Here is a 23,028-nt window from a genome sequence, read left to right as displayed (position 1 = left end):
TTATAAGGCGTAAGAGCTGGGATGAACATGATCGGTGAGATCCCGCAAGGCGTAGCCTGAGGAAACTCACCACATGCCCACGGAAAGCGAGTGATTTCCCGGACCTTCAAACGCCATCCTTGGTAACGGAAACCACCGGAATGCTCGAAGCTGTCTTACACATAAGGGGAGAATTGTTGAAGACTCGGAATAGTACCGTTCTACCGTCCATGTTCAAGTATTAAATATCTGTTATAACGCCAATTGAAACCCTGATCCAGTCACAGGATTTAACACAGTTTTTACGAAAAAAAAGATCAGACACGCTACGCGGCAAGAAAGTATAATCTTCACTTTCCTACTTCGTATAGCTGAGTCTGATCCTATAACTATTTCCTTCTACTTCTGTCTCAATAACCTCATACTGTTGAGTATAACCACTAAGGCAGCTCCCGTATCACTTAACACAGCCATCCATAAAGTCAAAAATCCTGGGAAAATTAATAACAACGCGGCAAATTTAGTAACGAGAGAAAACCATACGTTTTGTTTAATAATTTTTAGTGCTCTCCTGCTTAATCGGATCGTATGGGGTAATTTTTCCAAGTTATCGGCCATTAGAACAATGTCAGCTGTTTCCATCGCTGTATCCGTTCCTGCGCCACCCATTGCAATACCGAGATCCGCAGTGGCGAGAGCTGGAGCATCATTAATGCCGTCACCGACCATTGCTACAATTTTTCCTTCTCCTTGCAATTTCTTCACAACTTCCACCTTCTCCTCAGGTAAAAGTTCTGCAAAATAACGATCAATACCGGTTTCAGATGCTAATTTCTTAGCTGTTCCTTCATGATCTCCAGTCAGCATCACCATTTCCGCTAAACCAACATCCTTCAATTTCTGAATCGATTGGACAGTTACTTCTCGAATCGTATCAGCGACAGCAATAACACCGATCACTTCAGAGCGCGTACCAACGATCACTAAAGAGCTCCCCTCATCCTGCAGAGATTGGATATCACTTTCTAAACCTGAGAGCGGAACATTCATCTCTGCAAATAACTTACGATTACCAGCAAAGTATTCGACTCCTCCAATTGTAGCTTGGGCCCCTTTTCCGGCTATTGCTTTAAAATCGCTCCCATCTTTTGATGAGATGTTTCTTTCTGTTGAATAAGCTGTTATTGCTTGAGCGATCGGGTGATTAGAGTGTTCTTCAATCGTTCTTGTAATGCTTAATACTTCTTCTGCTTCTTTGGCATCACTTACCGTGATGACCTGAGAAACTTTAGGTTTCCCCTCGGTTAGTGTTCCTGTCTTATCAAAAGCAATCGTTTTAATCGCTCCTGCCTTCTCTAAGAAGGTACCACCTTTAATCAAGACTCCATTTTTAGCGGCATTTCCAATCGCTGAAACGATAGCGACAGGCGTTGATATTACTAAAGCACAAGGACAAGCAACAACCAATAGAGCCAACCCTTTATAAATCCATTCACCCCACGTTCCCATTCCTAATAAAGGTGGAAAGACCATGACAAGTAAAGCAAGACCAAAAACAATGGGTGTATAAACTCTTGCAAATCGATCGACAAACGCTTGTGTTGGAGCTTTTTGTTCTTGTGCTTCCTCAACAAGATGAATGATCTTAGCGATAGTCGTATCTTCTACCAATTTTGTGACCAGCACCTCTAAAGAGCCACTTTCGTTGATCGTTCCCGCATAAACCTTATCCCCAGCTTCTTTATCTACGGGCATCGACTCTCCTGTTATCGGAGCTTGATTCAAACTTGACGTGCCAGAAATAATTTTTCCATCAAGCGGCAGCTTTTCACCTGGTTTAACGATCATAACGTCATTGATAAAAACATCATCCACAGGTTTACGTACAAACTCATTGCCTACTTTTACTGTTGCTTCCGAAGGGGCAAGGTTAATTAATTTCCTAATCGAATTTCTCGTACGTTCAATCGATCGATTCTGTAGCGTATTTCCTAACGCAAACAACCAAACGACTGTTGCACCCTCAAACCATTCCCCAATAAGAGCTGCACCGAGGGCTGCTGTTGCCATTAGAACATTCATATCTAACGAGCCACTTTTAATTGCATAAAAAGAGCTTTTAACTGGCTTATATCCTCCAACAGCTATAGACGCAGCATATAATAAAGTCACGAGTAGATCTGGCAAATTAGTAAAAGAACTTATAAACCCAATAGCTAAAAGCGAACCTGAAATAATAGTTGTCATATCCCGTTTCTTAGGTTCAGGAGAAGTTTCTTGGGTTCTTCTTGCAGTTTCAAGAGAAGCCTTAAATCCAGATCTTTCTACTTCTTTCATAATTTCTTCTTGGGAAGTATCATGATCTACCTTCATCTTACCGGTAGAAAAGTTTACACTAATCTCTTTAACATTCGGGTTCTTTGAAAGGTGTTTCTCGATTGTTGCTGCACAAGACCCGCAGTCCATACCGTCAATCTTATAGATTTGATTATTATTAGTAGTAGAAACGGGCTCCGCCTCAAACCCTAATTTACGAACATGACTAGGGATTTGATCCATAATGGATGGATCTGCTACCCCTACCGACATTTTCCCTGAGCCATAATTGACTTGAACAGTTTCGATGCCTTTCGTTTTGCTAAGACTTTTTTCAATGGTTGCCGCACAAGAAGGGCAATCCATTCCTTTTATTGTATATTTTATTGTTTCTTTTTCTTTATGCTCATCATCCGAGCTGTTGCATGAATCTTCATCACTTCCACAACATGAACTAGTATGTTCAGGATCCTCAGATGGAATGACCTGTTCATCTGCACAACAGCTTTTTTTAATATGTTCTTGTGAGCGACTCATGTTCATACCTCCATTCTTTCTCGATAGACTTTCTAATATGTTTTAGGACTCATTCGCATGAATCATAGCGATTGATACGAGCTGGTGGACATGTTGGTCAGCTAACGAATAAAAAACCAATTTGCCTTCTTTCCTATATTTGGCTAAACCCATGTTCCGTAGAAGGCGCAGATGGTGGGAAGCTGTAGCTGTTGTAGCTCCAATAATATTTGAGACATCGCATACACACAGTTCAGATTCTATTGTTAAGGCATAGGCAATTTTCAAACGGGTAGCATCGGATAATGCTTTGAAAATCTGCTCTACTCCTAGAACGTTATCGATTTGAGGTTGGACTCGACGTACGATTTCTTCATCGTAGCAAAACGTATCACACGTATCAGATGGTGTGGTTTTCGCTATATGTTCACTCATTCGATTCACCTTCATTCTAATATTTGTTTGAGTATTTGATTATAGTGTATGTTGAATCAAATTTAATGTCAATGAATTCATTCAAATACTTGCTTGAATATAAAAATAATTCTTTCTTTACACCACATCAAGAGATTTGCTACAATTATACTAATCAGTTGAATAGTTGAATTAAGGAGTTGTTTTCTTTTGGATAAAAGAACATTTAAAAATAGCATTTACAACGAATTCACACGCATTGGGAAAGTATTATCTAGCCCTAAACGACTAGAGTTATTAGACTTACTTTCACAATCACCTAAGTCTGTTGAAACTCTTTCAAATGAAACAAAAATGAGTACTGCTAATACATCGAAGCACTTACAAGCCCTTCTTGATGGCCGATTGGTCGATTATCGTAAAGAAAAAAACTTTGTTATCTATTACTTAGCCAATCAAAAAGTTATCGACTTGTTATTTTCCATTAAAGGAATTGCTGAGGAACAAATCGCTGAAGTTAATTTATTGCGTGAAGAGTTTATCGGCAGAAATAATGAATTAGATACGATTAAGTTGGAAGATTGGATGAATCGGAAAGAGAATGGTAACCATATTCTAATAGATGTTAGACCACAATCGGAATATATGAATGGGCATCTTGATGGCGCTCTTTCAATCCCTATGGATGAAATCAATGACTACCTAAAGAATTTGCCTAAGGATAAAGAGGTAATTGCGTACTGTAGAGGTCCTTACTGTGTTTATGCAACCGAGGCTGTTGAGCTCTTACAGTCTGAAGGGTATCAAGCAGCTCGTTTGGATGCAGGCATTCATGAATGGAACCAATATCAAGATCAATATTCTCATTAAATTAAAGGAGGAATTCATTATGTTATTTCGTCAATATTTACACACAAATCCAATTGCTGCTTCTTACCTGTTTGGCTGTGGTAGCAAAGCTCAAGGGGTTATTGTCGATCCGTTAAAAGAAGAAGTCGATTTTTACATCGAGGAAGCCAAGCGGCTAGGAATGAACATCGAATATGTCATTGATACACACCTACATGCTGATCATATTTCAGGAGCACGCGAACTTTCGCAAAAAACAAGAGCAAATTATGTCCTTCACCACTCTGCGGACACAGATTTTGAGTTTACGGCCGTAGAGGATGGTGATGAAATTATGGCTGGGAATACGAAATTGACAGTTCTTCATACCCCAGGACACACTCCTGAACACATTTCTATTGTAGTTACAGATACAACACGCGGGGATGATCCTTGGTTCGTATTAACGGGACACACACTAATGGTAGGAGATGCAGGACGCACAGAACTAGCGTCATCATTAGAACAAGGGGCTACGAATTTATTTAAAAGTCTTCAAAAATTATCTGGTCTTGGTGAATATATAGAAATTTATCCTGGTGCCTTCTCTGGATCTGTTTGCGGTCGCAAACTAAGCGGGAAGCCTACGTCTACTATTGGATTTGAGAAACGATTCAATCATGCATTACTAATTCAAGAAAAAGATGATTTTATTAAACACATGATGGAAGATGTTCCTCCACAGCCAGAAAATTTCAAGGAAATGCGTAAAGTAAATCAAGGAAAATAATTGACTTAAACGAAAACCTCAGAATAGTTCCCAGGTTAAAGTTTCGGAGGTGAATTCCATATGGGAAAATTACCAAATAAAGTTCAAATCGGGGTCAAAGAAAACATCAGTCAATTTTCATTATTGGTCACCATTAACTTATTTGTTGGTTCTATGGTAGGTCTGGAACGTACGATTCTTCCGATGATCGGGGAAGAGGATTTTGGACTTGCTTCGACTAGTGCCGCCCTATCTTTTATTATCAGCTTTGGTTTCTCAAAAGCTATTGTTAACCTATTTGCGGGTGACTTTGCTGATCGAATGGGCAGAAAACAAGTGTTATTATTAGGATGGGGAATTGGCTTATTCGTACCTCTACTCGTTATATTCGCTCAATCCTGGTGGGTTATTGTATTTGCGAATATTCTTTTAGGAATGAATCAAGCTCTAACATGGTCAATGACCGTTAACATGAAAGTCGATCTTGCTAAACCAACACAAAGAGGTCTAGCTGTTGGTTTCAACGAATTTGCTGGTTACATTGGGGTTGCCTTAATGGCAGCTTTATCAGGATACGTCGCATCAACTTACGCTTTAAGTACTGAGGCATTTTATATCGGAATTGTGATTGTTGTGATCGGATTTATTCTTTCTTTAATCGTTAAAAATACCGATGAACACTTAAAAGTTCAGGCCAACAGTCAAAAGAGAAACACTACTGATGCCACTTCTACTAAGGAAGTATTTAAACAAACTTCCTGGAAAAATAACAACTTATCTAGTAGTAGCTTTGCAGGACTAGTAACCAATTTGAAAGATGGCATGGCTTGGGGACTTTTCCCATTGTTCTTCGCTGCTAGCGGTTTAACTGTGTCTCAGATTGGTACAGTTGTAGCTGTTTATCCCGCAGCGTGGGGATTCTTTCAATTGTTCACAGGAGTCTTAAGCGATCGAGTTGGCCGTAAATGGTTAATCGTCACTGGAATGTGGCTCCAAGGTCTTTCACTTTGGTTGATATTATTTGTTAATACCTATTCTCTATGGTTAGTAGGTTCCATTCTTTTAGGAATTGGTACGGCTATGGTTTATCCGACAATCATGGCAGCCATCAGTGATGTAGCCCATCCCGATTGGCGTGCCACCTCTATGGGGATTTATCGGTTTTGGCGTGATAGCGGATATGCTTTCGGTGCGATACTAGCAGGTGTTATTGCGGATATGCTTAATGTGAATTGGGCGATTGGTCTTGTAGCAATACTTCCCCTGCTATCTGGGTGGATTGTTTTTACGAGAATGAAAGAAACCTTACAAGTCAGTTCAGGAACATCCTAATAAAAGCGGTAATAAAAGAGTAAGTAGTTCCAATACTGTGGAGAAAGCGTAAAAATCAGCTTAATTATTATACTAAAACGCAGTATTCTAAGCACAATAAATAACTGTACAAATACCAAACAAAAACACTTGGATTTTTAATGCCCAAGTGTTTTTTTATATTTTATCGTTAAACTAAAGCCCCAGATTATGAAGGACTCAACTTCAGACATTCCGGTGGTTTCCGTTACCAAGGATGGCGTTAGAAGGTACGGGAAATCACTCGCTTTCCGTGGGCATGTGGTGAGCTTCCTCAGGCTACGCCTTGCGGGATCTCACCGATCATGTTCATCCCACTGGAGTCTCGCAATTTCCCGGACCTTCTTACTTTCGTGAGGAGAACGGAAGCATCGTGTTTGGTGAGGCTTTATTCTATAGCATAGGTAAGACGCATTCTCCTATGCTAAGGGTTCGTTCACTTTCATTTCGAATGGGGTGGCTTTGAAACGACGAGACTCCCGCGGGAGAGGGATTTAGACAAGACCCCACAGGGAGTGACAACGACCGAGGAGGCTTGCCAGTCCCCCGCAGGAAAGCGAGTTGTTTCAAAGCCACCCCTATCCCTTATATGGTAACGAACCCTCATCATCTCGGAATCGAGTCTTCAACAATCCTGTTCTGGTAGTTTAAGTACAGAATTTCATAATCTCTACTTTTTTTAACATAAAATCACATTCACCTTTTGGGTATGATTTAGTATTTTTAAATCCCATAACGGCTGATCTAGCAGTAATAGCACAAGACCAAACCGCTATGCGATTTGGTCTGCTAATTTATATGCTATTTTGCATGATTCTCCACCGAAACGGAACTTCTTTAAAAAGATCGACTCCTAAAAGGGAATCGGCTCCTTTATTATATAAAAATAATTTTATGAATATATTAAACTTGAAATTTTTCACCACCTTTCCATAAGTGTTAAGGGGCGTTTGTTTAAAAGTTCAAAGCAATAGATGCAACATTCGCATCCCCCTATAAGTCATCCAATTTGCTCTACTTCTTACACTGTTCATTATTTGCATATTCAACCGTCTCGATGTATCTTCCCTTCTCTATTTTAATTTATCGATGTGATATAAAATATACCATTCCAAGCAAAAAAGAGGTTGTCTCCACATGAGACAACCTCTCCTTTTTAAAACTAAACTACTTGTTTAGCTTCTTTTGTTTTTTTTCTTTGTTGTTTTTTCGATATAACTTCCTGATTAGCCGTTTTAAAGAATGAGTAACCCATTAACAGAATAACGACAGAGAATGGAAAGGCTGCAATAATTAGAACGTTTTGCAAGCCTTGCGTTCCACCAAAATACACGATGATGGCCGCCATTGCTGATAAACAAAGCCCCCAGATGATCTTCACCATACCTGATGGGTTTAAGGATCCTGAAGTAGTTAAAATTCCTAAGACAAATGTGGCTGAGTCTGCAGAAGTAATAAAGAAAATGGCGATAACAAGGATCGTAATAAATGACATGAGCACACCTAATGGATATTGTTCCAACATAGCAAAGGTTGCCGTTTCTTTTGGATATTCAGAAATTGCTGCGATCCCTTGCTGTTCAATTTCTAAAGCCGACACTCCAAATACAGCGAAAAAGACGAAACATACGATAGCTGGAACAAATAAGACACCGAGCATAAATTCTTTTATCGTACGTCCTTTTGAAATCCTCGCAATGAAAATACCGACGAACGGTGCCCAAGAAATCCACCAAGCCCAATAGAAAATCGTCCATCCATCAATCCATGAGCGGTTTTCTTCGTCCATTGGCGCTATTCGAAAACTCATATTGAAAAAGTTCGTAATATAACCGCCAATGGATTCAGTGAACATGTTCAAAATATACAACGTAGGACCAACGATTAATAGAAGAATCATCAGAAGAAAGCCAAGAACCATATTAATGTTACTTAAATATTTGATTCCTTTGCTGACACCTGACCAGGCTGAAAAGATAAATAAAGCGGTAGAAACAATTAAAATGACTAATTGAACGCCATAATTGCTAGGGGTATTAAAAAGAAAGGCCAGTCCTTCGTTTATTTGGGCAGAACCAAATCCAAGCATAGCCGCAACACCAACAACGGTAGCAACGACGGCTAAAGTGTCGATTAATTTGCCTGCGATTCCTTCCATTCGTTCTTTTCCAAATAGGGGGACAAGGGTGGAACTGATTAACCCTAAATAGCCTTTATGAAACTTAAAATAAGCGAGTACTAATGCAACAAGCGCATAGACAGCCCAGGCGTGGATACCCCAGTGGAAAAAGGAATACTGCAGAGATTCTTTAATAGCCTGCGCACTACCTTCCTCTGAAGTTGGACTGCTTACGAATGCATGTGAGATAGGTTCAGCAGTCGTCCAAAACACTAACCCCATTCCCATTCCAGCACTAAATAACATAGCAAACCATGATAGAAGACTGAACTCTGGTTTATCATCTTCCTTACCTAACTTAATATGATTGAAGCGTGAAAAGATTAAGTAGATGCAAAAAGCTAGCATCAACATGATGATTAATAAGTAATACCATCCAAACCGAGTGGATATAAAAGTAGTTGCATTTGAAGTCATTGTCTTCAAATGTTCCGGAGCTATTGCACCCCATAAGACAACCAGTCCACAAACCACGAGACTATACCAAAAAACTGATGAAACTTTTTTCATCTATGCTCACCTCTTTTGTAAAATTTTGTCGAAAACGCACGTTCAACGGATCGGCTTCAACAACATTTTTATATGTTACATACGATTATAATCAATTGCAAACCGCATTTTTTGAAAAAAGCAAACATTCAAGCCTCAAATTACGAGTTTTTTCAGACATATAAAAACCCTCCTCACCCCTATCATTGAGCGGTTGACTCAACCTCTCATTGATAAATACGCAGGATGATCAAATTGTACAGAAAAAACTTTTTGTCTAACACAAAAAATATTTTCAATAAAAACAAAATCTGTCACTGAGCTTCACTGAGCTTCACTGAGTCTCACTGAGCTCACTGAGTAGTACTCAGTCACTCTCAGTAGGTTTGGGGGGTTTTGTAATTCGCTGATATGATTTGAATTATGCGCAAAACAACCAACAAGGAGAGATTTTCTATGACAAAACAACGAATTCCATTAGTAGATACAGATATTCATGAGCGCGTTCAATATAAGGAGCTTCTTGAGTATCTTGATGAGCCGTTCAAACATTACATTACGAATTGTCATTGGATTCAAGAAAAACACATGCCTTACACTCAGCCTTCCGTAGCAGGAGTTGATCGTGCCGATGCAGCACTTCCGGACGGCAGACCTGCCGGGTCCGATTTAGCATACATGCAAGAACAACTCTTGGACGATATTGGTCATGAATTCGGAATTTTAACCGGAGCATTAGACCCTTCTCCTTCCTCTATGAACGGCTGGTACGAGATGGCAGCAGCTCTGGCATCTGCCTACAATGATTGGCAAATTGATAAGTGGCTAGATCAGGATGAACGATTATATGGGTCTGTTCACGTAGCTGCTCAGGAACGTGACGAAGCTGTAAAAGAGATTGAAAGAGTAGGTTCCCACCCTAAGATGGTGCAGGTTCTCCTTCCAATCGATGACATTATGTGGGGAGATCCCTACTATCACCCGATATTCGAAGCCGCTGAAAAGCACAACTTAATGATCGGTATGCACCACAATGAACCACCCGTCTATTATGGGAAATGGCCAAGATATTTTATCGAGTGGCATACATTAATCCCTACCGCTCATATGAAACAAGTCACCAACATGATATTTAATGGTGTTTTCGATAAGTTTCCAAACCTTGGACTTATGATGATTGAAGGTGGATTCACGTTCATCCCTCATATGATGTGGAAAATGGATCAGCAATTTAGAGACCTACGCCATGAAGTTCCGTGGGTGAAAAGAATGCCAAGTGACATTATGAAAGAGCAGGTTCGTTTCTGCACTCAACCTTCTGAGGAGTTGAGTAAAAAGGATTTCATGTCCCTAATTGACCAAATGGGTACGGACGAAATGATTTGTTTCGCGACGGACTACCCTCACTGGGACTTCGATTCACCTCATAGAGCATTACCGAATTTAGATTCAGAACTTAAACACAAACTTTACTCTGAAAATGCGAAAAACTTTTATCCAAAAATACCAAACACGAAGGAGGGATAATATGAAAGAACAAGTTGTTTGTAAAACGTCCGATATCCAGCCGGGGGATATGATGAAATCAACTTTCGGCAAACAAACTGTTCTGGTTTGCCGTACACCAGATGGTGAGTTCTATGCTTTTATGAACCAATGCATCCACCAAGGTGCTCCCCTCGATAAGGGAATGGTTTGCGGGGCGACCACCGAGAATAGTGAACCAGGTGAGTACGAATATTGCCATAAAGGGGAAATTATCCGTTGCCCATGGCATGGTAGAGAGTTTGATATAAAAAACGAAGGGCGAATGCTTGCGAACCCTAATAAAAAAATTCCTAGCTTTAAAGTACGAGTAGAACACGAAAGTGTCATCGTATATAAATAACGACAAGAAGGTGATTAATATGAACAATTCTGAAGAAATAACCGATGTCATCATTATAGGGGGAGGTCCGACCGGCCTATTTGCTGCTTTCTACGGTGGAATGCGAGAAATGTCTGTCAAAGTCATTGACAGCTTACCCCAGGCAGGCGGCCAGTTAATGGCCTTATACCCTGAGAAATATATTTATGATGTGGCCGGAGCACCAAAAGTTTTAGCAAAAGATTTAGTCCATCAATTAGAAGAACAAGCAAACCAATTCGACCCAGAAATGTGTCTTGAAGAAAATGTTCAGTATGTAGAGAAACTGGAAGAACAGTTATTCAAAATCACGACGACAAAAACCGTTCACTATGCCAAGACAGTATTAATTACGAGTGGCGCAGGAGCGTTTCAACCACGTCGACTGAAACATGAAACTGCCAATAAATATGAAGGGAAGAACCTCTTCTACTCCATCACTGACCTGCAATCGTATAAAGGTCAACGAGTATGTATTTCAGGAGGCGGAGATTCCGCTGTTGACTGGGCGCTTATGCTCTCAGAAATTGCAGAAGAAACGACTCTTGTTCATCGCCGAAATGAATTCAGAGCACATGAGCATAGTATCAATCAATTAAAAGAGACAAATGTTCAAGTTAAAACTCCAAGAGCGATCGATGAGCTCGTCGGAACTGAAGATTATATCCAATCGGTCGTTCTAAAAGAACCTAAAGGTGAGAATTCTGAGAATCTAGAAATTGATTCCTTGATTGTGAACCACGGCTTCCTATCAAGTCTTGGGGCAATTAAAGAATGGGGATTAGAACTCGAAAAGAATTCAATCGTTGTTAACCAGAAGATGGAAACCAATATTTCCGGAATCTACGCAGCTGGAGATATTACTACGTATGATGGAAAAGTTAAGCTCATTGCGACAGGATTCGGCGAAGCTCCTACAGCTATTAGTCAGGCGAAGCATTACATTGACCCGAATACGAAGGTGCAGCCGCCTCACAGTACGAGAGTCTTAGGCGGAGAGTAATCGTTTGTCGTTACAAGTCAAACAAACGAATCCATCAGACAATTATATAAACGATCTAATTGATTTGTTTCTTACCTTTATGAAGATCAGCCCTCTCACCTTTGGAGGTGGGATTGCCATGATTCCTCATATTGAAAGTGAAATAGTGTGCAAAAAAAGATGGTTTACCAGTAGTGAGGTGCCGAATATTATAGCGATTGCACAATCAGCACCAGGTTCTATCGCGATAAATGCTTCCATTTATATAGGGTACCATGTACGCGGCTTAGGTGGTGCTATAGCTGCCATGCTCGGTATGGTACTACCGGCTGCACTTATTATTATCGTATTAACCTACCTTTTTCTAACCTATCAAGACTTATCCCTCGTTCAAGATGCGTTTAAAGGGATTCGGCCAGCGATTATCGGACTTATCTTATTTGCAGCTTTCAAAATTGGCAAAAGTGCGATTCACGATCGTTTTACATTGCTGCTATTTATTATCGCTATTAGTTTACTGGTCGGCTTAGCCATCTCCCCTGTTTTTCTCATCATTGGAGGGGCTTTGATAGGATGGGTTTATCATGCTTGTCGTAATCAAAGGAGCTAACACTCATGCTCTTCTTTTATCTCTTTATCGAGTTTTTTACAATTGGCCTGTTTGGGTTCGGCGGAGGATATGCCATGATCCCTTTAATGGAACAGGCTGTCCGTGAACACCAATGGCTGTCTCAACAACAATTCACTGACATTATTGCCATTGCCGGATCCGCACCAGGACCCATAGCAACAAATTCAGCTTTATTTATAGGATACCAAACCTCAGGAATAGGAGGTGCGATCATTGCAGCAGGCAGTAATTTGCTGCCCTCCTTGATCATTGTGCTCCTTTTGATTAAAGTGATCGCGCGCAATGCCCAAACTCAACTTTTAAGTCGGAGTTTATATGGCATCCATCCAGTAATTACCGCACTTATTTTATATGCTGGCATCCGAATGGGTGTACAGAACGATATATTTTCACAATCAGCTGAATACCCGCAATATTTTATTATGATTCTAGCGATCACACTGCTATACAAAAAAGTGTCTCCTGTTTGGGTGATTGGTATTTCAGGTGTTTTAGGTATGCTGATTTATGGTTTATAAAGGAGGAAATGATTAATGATGAACAAAAAGATGTACATCAATGGACAATGGGTAACGGCTACAAGCGGACAAACTCGTACAATTATTAACCCATTCAATCAAGAACAGATTGCAGAAGTTCCTGAAGGCGATGAGACAGACGCACAATCCGCAGTCGATGCTGCTAGGAATGCTTTTGACCACGGTGAATGGCGCCACACACCAGCAACGGAACGAGGAAAGCTCGTTTCAAAAGTTGCTGAACTTATTGAGCGTGACCAGCAAGAATTAGCTGAGCTTGAAACGTTAGACTCAGGGAAAACGCTGACGGAAAGCTTAGATGATATGAGTGACATCGCAGAAGTTTTCCGTTATTACGGCGGACTTGCCGATAAAGATGGTGGTGAAATGATTGAATCCCCTCTTCCCGACTCAAGAAGTAAAGTCGTTCGGGAGCCTGTAGGTGTTTGTGGGCAAATCACCCCATGGAACTACCCTCTCTTGCAAGCATCTTGGAAACTAGCTCCAGCGTTAGCAGCCGGGAACACACTCGTAATCAAACCGAGCGAAATCACGCCGTTAACTACAATCAAGGTCACAGAGCTCATTGAAGAAGCTGGTGTTCCAAAAGGTGTGGCCAACTTAGTATTAGGCTCAGGTGCCAAAACAGGACAACTGCTCGCGGAAAGCCATTCTGTTGATCTCATTTCATTTACGGGCGGTGTTGAAACAGGACGCAAAGTAATGACAGCCGCTTCAGGAAATTTTAAAAAGATTGCCCTTGAGCTCGGCGGTAAAAACCCGAATATCGTGTTTGCTGACGCAGATTTTGAAACAGCCGTAGACCAAGCCTTAAACGCTGTCTTTTTCCATGCGGGTCAAGTGTGTTCAGCCGGCGCCCGTTTACTCGTTCAAGATTCCATCCATGATGAATTCGTTGAAGCGTTAGTTGAACGAACGAAACAAATCAAGCTCGGCAATGGCTTCGATGACTCCACCCAGTCAGGTCCGCTGATTTCAAAAGAACATCTTGAAAAAGTGGAAAGCTATGTTGACATTGGCGTCAAAGAAGGGGCCAACCTAATCGTCGGCGGTAAACGCCCTGAAGCTGAAGAGCTACAATCAGGCTTCTTCTTTGAACCGACGATCTTTACAAACTGTGAAACTTCCATGCAAATCGTGCAGGAAGAAACTTTCGGTCCTCTATTAACCATTGAACGATTTAGCACCGAGCAACAAGCCGTTCAATTGGCCAATGACTCAAAATACGGACTAGCTGGCGCCGTATGGACGACCGATATTAGAAAAGCCGAACGAGTCTCCAGTGAACTACGAATGGGAACGGTATGGATTAACGACTTCCACCCATACTTTGCCCAAGCCCCATGGGGAGGTTACAAATCTTCTGGAATTGGCCGTGAACTTGGCAAACAAGGTCTAGAGGAATATACAGAAGTGAAGCATGTATTCGAAAATACAAACCCAGCCCCTCTTAACTGGTTCTAAAATTTATCAGTGTAAGTAAATTTTAAAATTCAGACATATAAAACGGTATATCAAAAATGAGAATTAACTTTTAAGTAGTTCAGTTTTGGAGTCCAACTTTTGAAACACACACTCCAAAACGAACTACTTTTTTGTTGTGAATTGGTTACTAAAATCAAGTGATCTGGAACAACGATGCCTAGACGGTTGCTGTTCCGTCATCGGTAGAAGTCACAAAAAATACTCCGTAACCCTAACGCTTGTAGCTTCTGCTTCAGGGATTGCGGAGCATTCTCCCAACCTACAGTTATGTAGACATGAACGAATCAATTCAGCCCACAAGATCAGGGGGAATGACTAATCCTCCCCCACTAGAAAACATTGTAGTCGATCTTTTCACAAAACTAAACTGCCATACTCCGGTTGAATTCAGAGCTATGGCAGTTTAGTTTTTTGTTTATTCCTATATGAATGAACTCAGGTTAAGAGATACTAAAGAGCCTACAACCACTCTTAAACAATTGCTCCTTAAGGATATCGACTTTTAGTATAACTTTTTCAGTGCTTCTTTATTAAAAGGCAATAAATCATCTGCTTGACCATCGCGTACCTTGCTCACCCACTTAGGGTCCATTAATAGAGAACGTCCGATCGCTACCAAGTCAAACTCTTCATTATCGAGCTTTTCAATAAGACCATCGAGACTAGTTGTGTTGGCACCGGCAAAACTTGTGAATTCCCCATCAAGTCCCACAGATCCAACAGAAATAACCGGTTTACCTGTCACTTTTTTTGTCCAGCCTGCCAAGTTCAAATCAGAACCTTCGAATTCCGGTTCCCAGAAACGTCGGGTAGAACAGTGGAAAATATCTACCCCCGCTTCAACTAGAGGCTGAAGTAAATTTTCTAATTCTTCCGGCGTTTCAGCAATTTTGGCATTAAAGTTGTTCATTTTCCATTGAGAAAACCGGAAGATAATTGGGAAGTCAGGTCCAACTTCACGCCGACATGCCTCTATTACCTCAACTGCAAAATGTGCTCGCCCGATTATATCTCCACCATATCGATCAGTACGCTGATTTGTATTTTCCCAAAAGAATTGATCAATTAAATAACCATGCGCCCCGTGAAGCTCGATCCCATCAAAACCAATGCGTTTTGCATCAGCAGCTGCTTGAGCATAAGCTTCTACCATATTAGCAATCTCATCATCGGTCATTGGCTCCGTTACTTTTTCACCAGATAAGCTTAGACCAGATGGCCCAACAGGTAGTGCCTCTTCATTGGGAAGATCGCCCTCTTTACGTGTCATCCCCACATGCCAAAGCTGTGGTACAATTTTCCCGCCGACTTTATGAACTTCCTTCACCACTTGAGCCCAGCCATTTAATGACTTTTCACCATAAAAAACAGGAATACTAGCACCTGAAACAGATGTCGGATGATTGACCCCTGTTCCTTCTGTTACTATTAAGCCTACTCCATTTTCAGCTCGGCGCCGGTAATAGGCTGCCACATCCTCCCCCGGTACTCCATCTGGTGAAAACCCACGTGTCATAGGCGCCATCACCGTACGATTAGGCAAGGTTAATTTTTCACTTGTAAATGGTTGAAATAATGGTTTAGTAGATGTATTTGTACGTGTATTACTCAATATTTGTCCTCCTCTTTCCTTGATGCAATGAGTATTATTTCAAATTCCATCAAGAAATCAAAGATATCTGCCTACACATTTCAACGAGCGAATGAAGTTTCTCCCTCAACCATGTTCCCTAACCTTGCTTTTCTGATTCCAAAATCCACTTTTTCATGACTATGTTAAACCTTAATATTGTTAGTTATTTGAGGGGGAATTTTATTCAACCATCGGGCAGGATTGGAAGAATCGGTTTCGATATAATTGTGTAGAGAAAGGGGCGGTAGGGAAGGAGTCGCTTGCCGTATGTTTCTATCGGAATCATGCTGTTCTACTGTTACTGTTAAAGTATCTGTTATATCTATCGAGCCACTTAGATAAGTTGTTAAAATACGTGGTATGGCTAGGAGCTTAACTGGCGTGTATGCCTACCTTCGCCACATCTCCTTGTAAGACCGTTTCCAAATTTACATTACAAGTTAATTTGATGTCCTAAGTGGATCATATCAATGGCAATAATTACACAGTCCCACGATTTTTACGTATGAAGCTTGTGCCTCACGTGAAGATGTTTCCGTTCTCCTTACAAAAGCAAGAAGGTCCGGGAAATTGCGAGACTCCTGTGGGATGAACATGATTGGTGAGATCCCGCAAGGCGTAGCCTGAGGAAGCTCACCTCATGCCCACGGAAAGCGAGTGATTTCCCGGACCTTCTAATGCCATCCTTGGTAACGGAAGCCACCGTAATGTCTGAAGCTCAGTCTTCCATAATCTTGTGTGGTACCAGGTACCACACAATTACAGCCCCTTGCATAGAAAAAGTGATTGAACCAAATGGCTCAATCACTTTTATAAATTACTCTATCCATTCATTAACTAAATCTTCGTTTTCTTCTACCCATTTCTCTGCACCGTCAATAGGTTCCTCTGCATCATCCACATAAGTCATTAGCTCACCAATTGAAGCATCATCCATCTTCCAATTTTTCAACCATGCATCAACTTCTTCATAGTCTTCCGCAAATCCATGCCTTGTCGCATGATGAATTTTCTCAGTTCCTCCAAATGTTTCTTGAGGATCTTCTAAATATTTTAAGTCATATTGAGAAAATATGCGGTGAGGACTCCAAAGTGGAGCAACGATCGGTTCTTCATCTTTTATTGCTTCACCAATTTCAGCTAACATCGCTGGTTCAGAACTACTAAGCAACTCATAATCTAACTCATAATCTTCAATAAGTTGTTCCGTAACTTCCATTGTACCAGCGCCTGGATCAAACCCGGTAATTTCACCATCAAATAATTCTTTGTTTTCATTTAAATCTTCCACGCTATTAATATCTTCCATATATTCTGGAACGACTAATCCCACTTTTGCGTTTTCATACCAAACTTCGTCTGAGAAATTAACTTCATCTTTATACTCTTCTAGATAGTTTGCATCTTGTACAGGAAGCCAAACCTCAAGACTCGCATCCAATTCTCCATCAGATAAAGCTTTCATTGTCGTACCCATGTCTACATTATTTAATTCAACATCGTAACCTTTATCTTCAAGAATAACTTTCCACATATTCGTAACCGCAATATTTTCAGCCCAATTTATTTGCCCCATGCGGATTGGTTCTTGTTCGTTCTCCTCTGAATCACCTTCACCAGATGCACTTTCGCTATTTCCACAAGCAGCTAATATAGTAAATAAAGATAAAGTGATTAATAGTACAATAGACTTTCCCATTTTAAAATTCATTATAATACCCTCGCTTTTTTAAAATTTTTCTAAAAATTTTCACCTTTTGGATTTGAATTACTATAATTACACGATTACTGAGTATCCTCAAATAAAAGAAAACTTCCTTTCATCGTGCGATAATCACCATAAATCCGCCCCTTCAGATAAACATTGTTAAAAACGTTAAATTTTTTTCGAACAATATTTATCTTAACGTACTCAGATTAAATGTCAAATTTTCAGAGATTTCCAGAGTCTCAAACTCTATTCTCCCTAGAGTTTAATAAGCTTAGATTGCGCACACAACAAAAAGAGCGCAATCCTTTTTACAGAATTACGCTCTTTTGAATTAAGCGGGGTGTTAATTGTTCCCTAACTAGCTCGGATTGTTCCTTATCCCGTTAAGATTGTTCCCTAACTAGACAGGATTGTTCCTTATCTCATTAAGATTGTTCCCTAATGGCCAATGATTGTTCCCTATCAGAAATTTCATCTCTTAAAAGTGTGCTCCCTCGTCAAATGATTAAATTGTTTAGAATGTTTGATTGCGAATTGAATAATTTTATTATAAGTGTTTTGTTCCATTTCCTTTTTAGCAGGAGTGTAAATTTCTGCTGTACCTTCATCAATGATTTTGATCCTTTCACCACCTCGAACATACAATGTTACATACAGAAAAGGTTCGATCATTTGTGTGTTCACAAGGAATTCTTTTGGAAAGTCGGCAGTGATCAGAAGACGATCTTCTACTTGGCTTAAGGAAAGTTGGCTATGAAAACCAAGATTCTCAATTTCGTTTAGAAACAATGAACAAGCACCCCTTATATGTTCTAGATTTCTTCCATATTAACTGCAAACTAATCGGCGTTCTAATAGATCCTATTCATTCTCATTCCTTTCTATTCCCGGTTTCAAACGAATCTAACGTAAATTTTATTAGTGCGTGTTCAAAAAGACGCCAAATTAGAAACAAGCAGGTCGAGGCGGCGAAGTTTCTGAGGACCAGAGTGTAGGCTTTTCCTACATGAGGACCGGAAGAACGAGCCAACGAAGAGATGCGCTGCTTATCATTTGGTGACTTTTTGAACATCCTCTATTACGAGAGTTTCTAAAGAAATTACAAACGGTTATATATACTAAACAATAGGAACTTATATCGGTCAAAAGGAATCGAACTTTCATTGTGTTGAATCACGATAGACTGGTATTTACGAACAGAGTAGCCTCGTTGTAGATTCGAAAACTTTTCCAAGTGTTTAAAAGAGGGTCTTACTATTAAATTTGTCAGATAAGCTGATTGAGTCGCTCCAGGTTTTCTCGTGCGATTCAGTGCCTCAATCATTTGTTGAGCTGTCAAGACTCCAATTCCATGTCCAAAATAAAGACCATTCTCAAGAACTACAGCATTTTCTCCCCGCCAATGAGCAATTTGAGGATCAACGTCAGGATTTCTAAAGTAGACAATATCACCAAGTATAAAATTGTCCGTGTAAGTAGGATAAATTCCCAGATCAGGATCCGCATGCCAACTGTAAATATAAAGGTCAGGAAACAATCGATTAAAAGCGTATTCACCAATCGCTTTTAACACTGCATGATAAAGTATGATTAGCATAGCCCCTGCACATTCAAATCCATATTGGGCACTGTTTTTGAAAATATCTTCAATGCCTTCAGATGGTTTCACACCTTGCCGAAGCATAAGTCCTCCGGGCTGTGTCACTATCCAATATTCTGGGTTACTACGGGTTGTATTAAAAGTTGCAAACTGCACTTCACTTTGATGCATCACTCCGGCACTATCGATGATATTTTTTCGTAATTGAACTTCAAAATTAAACTCGCTCACGTATTCATACGAATAAACCTCAGGGGCTTCACTCATGGATTGAATAATCATTTTTTCAGTACTATTGGTTGACTCTATATTACTTTGTTGAAAGGGTCTTCCCGATATTAGAATCATACTACACCCCTTTTCAGATTAAGTAATTGTTCATTTATTAACAGCCTATTCGAACATAAAGAGATACTTGTTAATAATTCTGAAAAGGGATGAGTTATTAATTACTCAAGATTTAGCAAAAGGAGGCAATTCTCTCATAAGAATTGCCTCCTTTTCTAAAATTATTTTTTTGAGAAAAAACACTTCAGCTTACTACATAAATTTTAGCAGCCGCTTCCTCCACCTGTTGGCGCGCAGCCTCTACATTCTCCCCTTTACATAGAACAACAGCCATTCGGCGGCCAACTTTTGTATCTGGTTTCCCGAATAAACGCATTTGTGTATTTGGCACAGCTAACGCTTGGTCTACTCCGGAAATTTGATAAGTACTGCTTTCCTTCGATGCTTTGATCGCATAGCTTGCTCCTGGTGATACGAGTTGGACTTCTTCGACTGGCAATCCTAAAATCGCTCGGACGTGCAGGGCAAATTCAGATAGTTCCTGAGTAACTAAAGTGACCATGCCCGTATCATGCGGACGTGGGGAAACTTCGCTAAAGTACACACCCTTTTCCGTAATAAAAAGTTCTACACCGAAAACACCAAATCCACCGATCTCATCAGTAACTTTCTTAGCAATTTGTTCTGCTTCTATAATCTGTTCCTCGTTCATCGCATGAGGCTGCCATGATTGAATATAATCACCGTCCTGCTGGACATGTCCGATAGGTGGACAGAAAACTGTACCCGTAGCCGAACGAACAGTTAACAATGTGATTTCCGAATCAAAATGAATAAATTCTTCCACAATCACCCGAGTGCTTTTCCCGCGTCCACTGTTGATTGCTTCATTCCATGAATTCTCAATATCCGCTTCTGTACGACAAAGGCTTTGACCTTTCCCTGAAGAGCTCATGATCGGTTTAATTACACAAGGTGTTCCAATTTCACTCACTGCCTCATTTAATTCTGATAATGTGTTCGCAAACTCGTATTTAGCTGTCGGAAGTTCTAGTTTCTCACTTGCCAATCGTCTGATACCTTCACGATCCATAGTTAGTTGAGTAGCATAAGCTGTTGGAATAACGTGATAGCCCTCCTGCTCAAGCTCTAAAAGTGTTGCCGTTGCAATGGCTTCTATTTCAGGAACAATAAAATCAGGTTTCTCCTGCTCTATCACCTTCCGAAGCTGCTCACCGTCAAGCATATCAATTACATGAAAACGATGGGCTACCTGCATGGCAGGCGCACCTTCATAGCGATCTACAGCAATGGTTTCAACACCCAATCGCTGCGCCTCAATCACCACTTCTTTACCCAACTCTCCTGCTCCTAACAGCATTAATTTCTTAGCATACTTTTGATTCGGTGCTCCATACATATTGCAATCCCCCTGAATGTTTTTATTTACAGCTATTTTATCGTCATTTACAGGATAATAGCAAGTATTCACAGGTATTTTCCGAACGAATTTTAAATAAATATGAAAAATGTTCACTTTTAAACATTTACTTAGTAATTTTTTCAAGCAAAAACTAGGGATCACTGTCACGGGTCAACCCCAAGGAAACATAGGGTATCAATGAAGTTTATAATCGAATCAGGAGGAAAATAATGTATCCTAACTACCCATATTTTGGACCCTATACCTACCCGTACGCGATCCATCCTTATCACGGAATTCCGTATATTCCTCAAGACACCAGAAATTCTAATTATCAGCCCTATCCTTTTCACACAGCAGATCGCCAGCAACCTGTACAAGGTCAAGCTTCTTGGACAGAAGGCGGAGCTGTTACTCAATGTGGCATCCCTTGGTCGAATAATCGCTATATGACAGTAGCAGTCGGCAGAAATTCTCCTTATCAATGTGGCCAGACACTTAAAGTCACAAGGCCTTCTACCGGAAAATCTGTATTGGTTATGGTGGTGGATCAAGTTCCAGAATATCAAGCAAATAAAATCAACCTTCACCGACGAGCCTTTGAGACGTTAGGGGCAAGTCCTGATGTAGGTATAATTAATGTTGAAATAACACCATCACCAGAGTTAGAAGAGGAAAAATGGGGGAAATACCTTTTAGAAATTACTCAAACAGCTTACCCAAGTTACAACGTTACAGAGTATAATACTATAGAAAAAACACAAGTGAATTCTAACCGCACAAAAGAAACGTACGAATATAGCCTACAATCGCCACAAGAAAATATTAAGGTTAGAGGTACGGTTATCTATGATACGAACACAGACCGAGTAGTTTCTTTCGACTTAAAAGAAATGTAATCCATTAAAGCAGTAAAAAAAGGCTGGTTATTTGCCAAACGGGGTCCCTTTCAACAAAACCTAGAGTTCCACACTAAATTACAGTTGGATTTGTATAGCTAATTGCACCGTATTTATAGTGGTATTTGTAATTAAATAAAAAAATCTCAGTTTTTTTAACTGAGATTTTTTTATATTACTTGTTGAACTAAAGCATCCTTAAAGAAGTAGAATTTCATTTCCTCATTGCAATAAATATCTTTCCCCACATTCATTTGCCCCCGGACAAAACTAGTCCCTCCTGAAATTATGCTTGTCATATGTGAATAATTTAAAGCCTACACTACTTATTATGATATCTACTATTTATTAGTATCTCAACTTACTCACGTTTCATTTATACCGTTTAAGAAATTCACTTTGGCTTCTCTAGGGTTTTAATAAATTCATTAAGTTTCGTTATCTTGTTTGTTTTAAATGCAATCCCTTTTTCATCAGTAATTATATATGTAGGCGATCCCTCAGATAACTCTAACAACTCCTCTGTGTTTTTAACATCGCTGACAGAATGGGTTGCCTGTATTCTTTGAAAAGGAAAATCTGCTGCAACAGAACTAGGATAGGCATCATATCCTTCCTCTTCATTAGGTTCGGGATGATAGGTATAAAGCCCATACCCTTCTTCTACTGTCAGTTCCTGAACAATATCTTGTTTGGAATAAGGTGTGACAGTTACCGTTTGGGATTCATAGGCAGGCAGTTTACTATGATCTAACAGAGCATCCTTTGTAACTAGTTTTTCTTCATAATTCTCTCCAATTTCTACGGCTACTTTTTGCCCCTGCTTTAAACCATTAAATGAATCCACTTCACCCTTCACTTCCAAAAATTCATTTGTCTTAACTAAAAAAGCTTCGATTGACTTCTGTTTTTTATCGTGGTCCAGCTCTTGTTCTCCCATTAACTCATCTTCAACAAAGACGACAACTGTCTCTTTCTCATGATTTACTTCGAATATATTACCCTCAATAGAAACAGTATTATTATTGGAACACCCAGCTAAAAGTATGGTTATAACCATGATGATCCCCACGTTCTTATAAATAAAAAAC

General features: G+C 40.0%; 20 protein-coding genes. 11 read left to right on the top strand and 9 right to left on the bottom strand.

All coding sequences use genetic code 11. The annotated features are described in order from the left end of the window. Window positions 1-378: 378 nt before the first annotated feature. Together ACFQIC_RS20825 and ACFQIC_RS20820 are read right to left on the bottom strand one after the other, a co-directional pair. Window positions 379-2,832 carry a heavy metal translocating P-type ATPase gene (locus tag ACFQIC_RS20825; RefSeq protein ID WP_204711268.1) on the bottom strand — a complete coding sequence of 818 codons (2,454 nt, stop codon included), beginning with the start codon at window positions 2,830-2,832 and terminating at the stop codon, window positions 379-381. 42 nt (window positions 2,833-2,874) lie between these two features. Continuing rightward, window positions 2,875-3,246 carry an ArsR/SmtB family transcription factor gene (locus tag ACFQIC_RS20820; RefSeq protein ID WP_204711266.1) on the bottom strand — a complete coding sequence of 124 codons (372 nt, stop codon included), beginning with the start codon at window positions 3,244-3,246 and terminating at the stop codon, window positions 2,875-2,877. 189 nt (window positions 3,247-3,435) lie between these two features. On the opposite strand from ACFQIC_RS20820, the gene ACFQIC_RS20815 reads away from it, so the two are divergent. Genes ACFQIC_RS20815 through ACFQIC_RS20805 form a run of 3 tightly spaced genes read left to right on the top strand, consistent with a single transcriptional unit; the run spans window position 3,436 to window position 6,154 of the window. Continuing rightward, window positions 3,436-4,095, top strand: a complete 660-nt coding sequence (locus tag ACFQIC_RS20815) for an ArsR/SmtB family transcription factor (RefSeq protein ID WP_204711264.1) — start codon at window positions 3,436-3,438, stop codon at window positions 4,093-4,095. A 19-nt stretch (window positions 4,096-4,114) separates the two neighbouring features. Next, window positions 4,115-4,843: an MBL fold metallo-hydrolase gene (locus ACFQIC_RS20810; protein WP_204711262.1), complete on the top strand. Its 729-nt coding sequence runs from the start codon at window positions 4,115-4,117 to the stop codon at window positions 4,841-4,843. 60 nt (window positions 4,844-4,903) lie between these two features. Continuing rightward, a complete protein-coding gene (locus ACFQIC_RS20805) occupies window positions 4,904-6,154 on the top strand; it encodes an MFS transporter (RefSeq protein WP_204711260.1) in 1,251 nt (416 codons plus the stop codon). Between the two features lie 1,180 nt (window positions 6,155-7,334). On the opposite strand, the gene ACFQIC_RS20800 is transcribed toward ACFQIC_RS20805, so the two are convergent. Further along, window positions 7,335-8,861 (bottom strand): BCCT family transporter, encoded by a 1,527-nt coding sequence (locus ACFQIC_RS20800; RefSeq protein WP_204711258.1) that lies wholly within the window; start codon window positions 8,859-8,861, stop codon window positions 7,335-7,337. Window positions 8,862-9,296: 435 nt separating this feature from the next. Here ACFQIC_RS20800 and ACFQIC_RS20795 point away from each other — a divergent pair, with 435 nt between their 5' ends. From ACFQIC_RS20795 to ACFQIC_RS20765, 7 genes are all read left to right on the top strand, one after another. After that, a complete protein-coding gene (locus tag ACFQIC_RS20795) occupies window positions 9,297-10,367 on the top strand; it encodes an amidohydrolase family protein (RefSeq protein WP_204711257.1) in 1,071 nt (356 codons plus the stop codon). 1 nt (window position 10,368) lies between these two features. Continuing rightward, complete coding sequence (locus ACFQIC_RS20790; RefSeq protein WP_204711256.1) at window positions 10,369-10,728, top strand: Rieske (2Fe-2S) protein; 360 nt, start codon at window positions 10,369-10,371, stop codon at window positions 10,726-10,728. Window positions 10,729-10,747: 19 nt separating this feature from the next. Continuing rightward, entirely contained in the window at window positions 10,748-11,749 is a 1,002-nt protein-coding gene (locus tag ACFQIC_RS20785) for an NAD(P)/FAD-dependent oxidoreductase (protein ID WP_204711255.1), read from the top strand. A gap of 4 nt (window positions 11,750-11,753) precedes the next feature. Next, on the top strand, window positions 11,754-12,338 hold the full coding sequence (locus ACFQIC_RS20780; protein WP_204711254.1) for a chromate transporter: 585 nt from the start codon (window positions 11,754-11,756) through the stop codon (window positions 12,336-12,338). A gap of 5 nt (window positions 12,339-12,343) precedes the next feature. Beyond that, complete coding sequence (locus tag ACFQIC_RS20775; protein WP_204711253.1) at window positions 12,344-12,877, top strand: chromate transporter; 534 nt, start codon at window positions 12,344-12,346, stop codon at window positions 12,875-12,877. 18 nt (window positions 12,878-12,895) lie between these two features. Next, a complete protein-coding gene (gene betB, locus ACFQIC_RS20770; RefSeq protein ID WP_204711278.1) occupies window positions 12,896-14,362 on the top strand; it encodes a betaine-aldehyde dehydrogenase in 1,467 nt (488 codons plus the stop codon). A gap of 296 nt (window positions 14,363-14,658) precedes the next feature. Continuing rightward, entirely contained in the window at window positions 14,659-14,790 is a 132-nt protein-coding gene (locus tag ACFQIC_RS20765; RefSeq protein ID WP_390217845.1) for a hypothetical protein, read from the top strand. Between the two features lie 95 nt (window positions 14,791-14,885). Here the strand turns inward: ACFQIC_RS20765 and ACFQIC_RS20760 are convergent, their stop codons facing one another. The 5 genes from ACFQIC_RS20760 to purT all read right to left on the bottom strand — a co-directional run bounded on the left by ACFQIC_RS20760 (window position 14,886) and on the right by purT (window position 21,035). Then, on the bottom strand, window positions 14,886-15,995 hold the full coding sequence (locus tag ACFQIC_RS20760; protein ID WP_204711252.1) for an NADH:flavin oxidoreductase: 1,110 nt from the start codon (window positions 15,993-15,995) through the stop codon (window positions 14,886-14,888). Between the two features lie 838 nt (window positions 15,996-16,833). Beyond that, entirely contained in the window at window positions 16,834-17,727 is an 894-nt protein-coding gene (locus tag ACFQIC_RS20755; RefSeq protein ID WP_204711251.1) for a glycine betaine ABC transporter substrate-binding protein, read from the bottom strand. A 471-nt stretch (window positions 17,728-18,198) separates the two neighbouring features. Beyond that, a complete protein-coding gene (locus ACFQIC_RS20750; RefSeq protein ID WP_204711250.1) occupies window positions 18,199-18,516 on the bottom strand; it encodes a hypothetical protein in 318 nt (105 codons plus the stop codon). A 310-nt stretch (window positions 18,517-18,826) separates the two neighbouring features. After that, the gene (locus ACFQIC_RS20745; RefSeq protein ID WP_204711249.1) at window positions 18,827-19,675 is read right to left on the bottom strand and encodes a protein-glutamine gamma-glutamyltransferase; all 849 of its coding nucleotides are present in this window, start codon (window positions 19,673-19,675) and stop codon (window positions 18,827-18,829) included. A gap of 184 nt (window positions 19,676-19,859) precedes the next feature. Next, on the bottom strand, window positions 19,860-21,035 hold the full coding sequence (gene purT / locus ACFQIC_RS20740) for a formate-dependent phosphoribosylglycinamide formyltransferase (RefSeq protein WP_204711247.1): 1,176 nt from the start codon (window positions 21,033-21,035) through the stop codon (window positions 19,860-19,862). A gap of 233 nt (window positions 21,036-21,268) precedes the next feature. Here purT and ACFQIC_RS20735 point away from each other — a divergent pair, with 233 nt between their 5' ends. Then, window positions 21,269-21,937, top strand: coding sequence for a DUF3889 domain-containing protein (locus tag ACFQIC_RS20735; RefSeq protein ID WP_204711245.1), 669 nt, complete (start codon window positions 21,269-21,271; stop codon window positions 21,935-21,937). A gap of 394 nt (window positions 21,938-22,331) precedes the next feature. On the opposite strand, the gene ACFQIC_RS20730 is transcribed toward ACFQIC_RS20735, so the two are convergent. Beyond that, a complete protein-coding gene (locus ACFQIC_RS20730; RefSeq protein WP_204711243.1) occupies window positions 22,332-22,997 on the bottom strand; it encodes a hypothetical protein in 666 nt (221 codons plus the stop codon). Between the last annotated feature and the right edge of the window lie 31 nt (window positions 22,998-23,028).

The sequence above is a fragment of the Halobacillus seohaensis genome, assembly GCF_042663045.1.
Classification (GTDB): domain Bacteria; phylum Bacillota; class Bacilli; order Bacillales; family Halobacillaceae; genus Halobacillus_A; species Halobacillus_A seohaensis.
The sequence above is the reverse complement of the archived record's forward strand: the minus strand, read 5'-3'. Positions and strand labels throughout refer to the sequence as shown.

Excerpts from the sequence above, each read along its gene's own strand:
- ACFQIC_RS20810 (WP_204711262.1), top strand. The coding sequence starts at position 4,115 with ATGTTATTTCGTCAATATTTACACACAAATCCAATTGCTGCTTCTTAC.
- ACFQIC_RS20795 (WP_204711257.1), top strand. The coding sequence starts at position 9,297 with ATGACAAAACAACGAATTCCATTAGTAGATACAGATATTCATGAGCGC.
- ACFQIC_RS20775 (WP_204711253.1), top strand. The coding sequence starts at position 12,344 with ATGCTCTTCTTTTATCTCTTTATCGAGTTTTTTACAATTGGCCTGTTT.
- ACFQIC_RS20800 (WP_204711258.1), bottom strand. The coding sequence starts at position 8,861 with ATGAAAAAAGTTTCATCAGTTTTTTGGTATAGTCTCGTGGTTTGTGGA.
- ACFQIC_RS20735 (WP_204711245.1), top strand. The coding sequence starts at position 21,269 with ATGTATCCTAACTACCCATATTTTGGACCCTATACCTACCCGTACGCG.
- betB (WP_204711278.1), top strand. The coding sequence starts at position 12,896 with ATGAACAAAAAGATGTACATCAATGGACAATGGGTAACGGCTACAAGC.
- ACFQIC_RS20765 (WP_390217845.1), top strand. The coding sequence starts at position 14,659 with ATGAACGAATCAATTCAGCCCACAAGATCAGGGGGAATGACTAATCCT.
- ACFQIC_RS20825 (WP_204711268.1), bottom strand. The coding sequence starts at position 2,832 with ATGAGTCGCTCACAAGAACATATTAAAAAAAGCTGTTGTGCAGATGAA.
- ACFQIC_RS20755 (WP_204711251.1), bottom strand. The coding sequence starts at position 17,727 with ATGAATTTTAAAATGGGAAAGTCTATTGTACTATTAATCACTTTATCT.
- ACFQIC_RS20820 (WP_204711266.1), bottom strand. The coding sequence starts at position 3,246 with ATGAGTGAACATATAGCGAAAACCACACCATCTGATACGTGTGATACG.
- ACFQIC_RS20785 (WP_204711255.1), top strand. The coding sequence starts at position 10,748 with ATGAACAATTCTGAAGAAATAACCGATGTCATCATTATAGGGGGAGGT.
- ACFQIC_RS20745 (WP_204711249.1), bottom strand. The coding sequence starts at position 19,675 with ATGATTCTAATATCGGGAAGACCCTTTCAACAAAGTAATATAGAGTCA.
- ACFQIC_RS20790 (WP_204711256.1), top strand. The coding sequence starts at position 10,369 with ATGAAAGAACAAGTTGTTTGTAAAACGTCCGATATCCAGCCGGGGGAT.
- ACFQIC_RS20730 (WP_204711243.1), bottom strand. The coding sequence starts at position 22,997 with ATGGTTATAACCATACTTTTAGCTGGGTGTTCCAATAATAATACTGTT.
- ACFQIC_RS20805 (WP_204711260.1), top strand. The coding sequence starts at position 4,904 with ATGGGAAAATTACCAAATAAAGTTCAAATCGGGGTCAAAGAAAACATC.
- purT (WP_204711247.1), bottom strand. The coding sequence starts at position 21,035 with ATGTATGGAGCACCGAATCAAAAGTATGCTAAGAAATTAATGCTGTTA.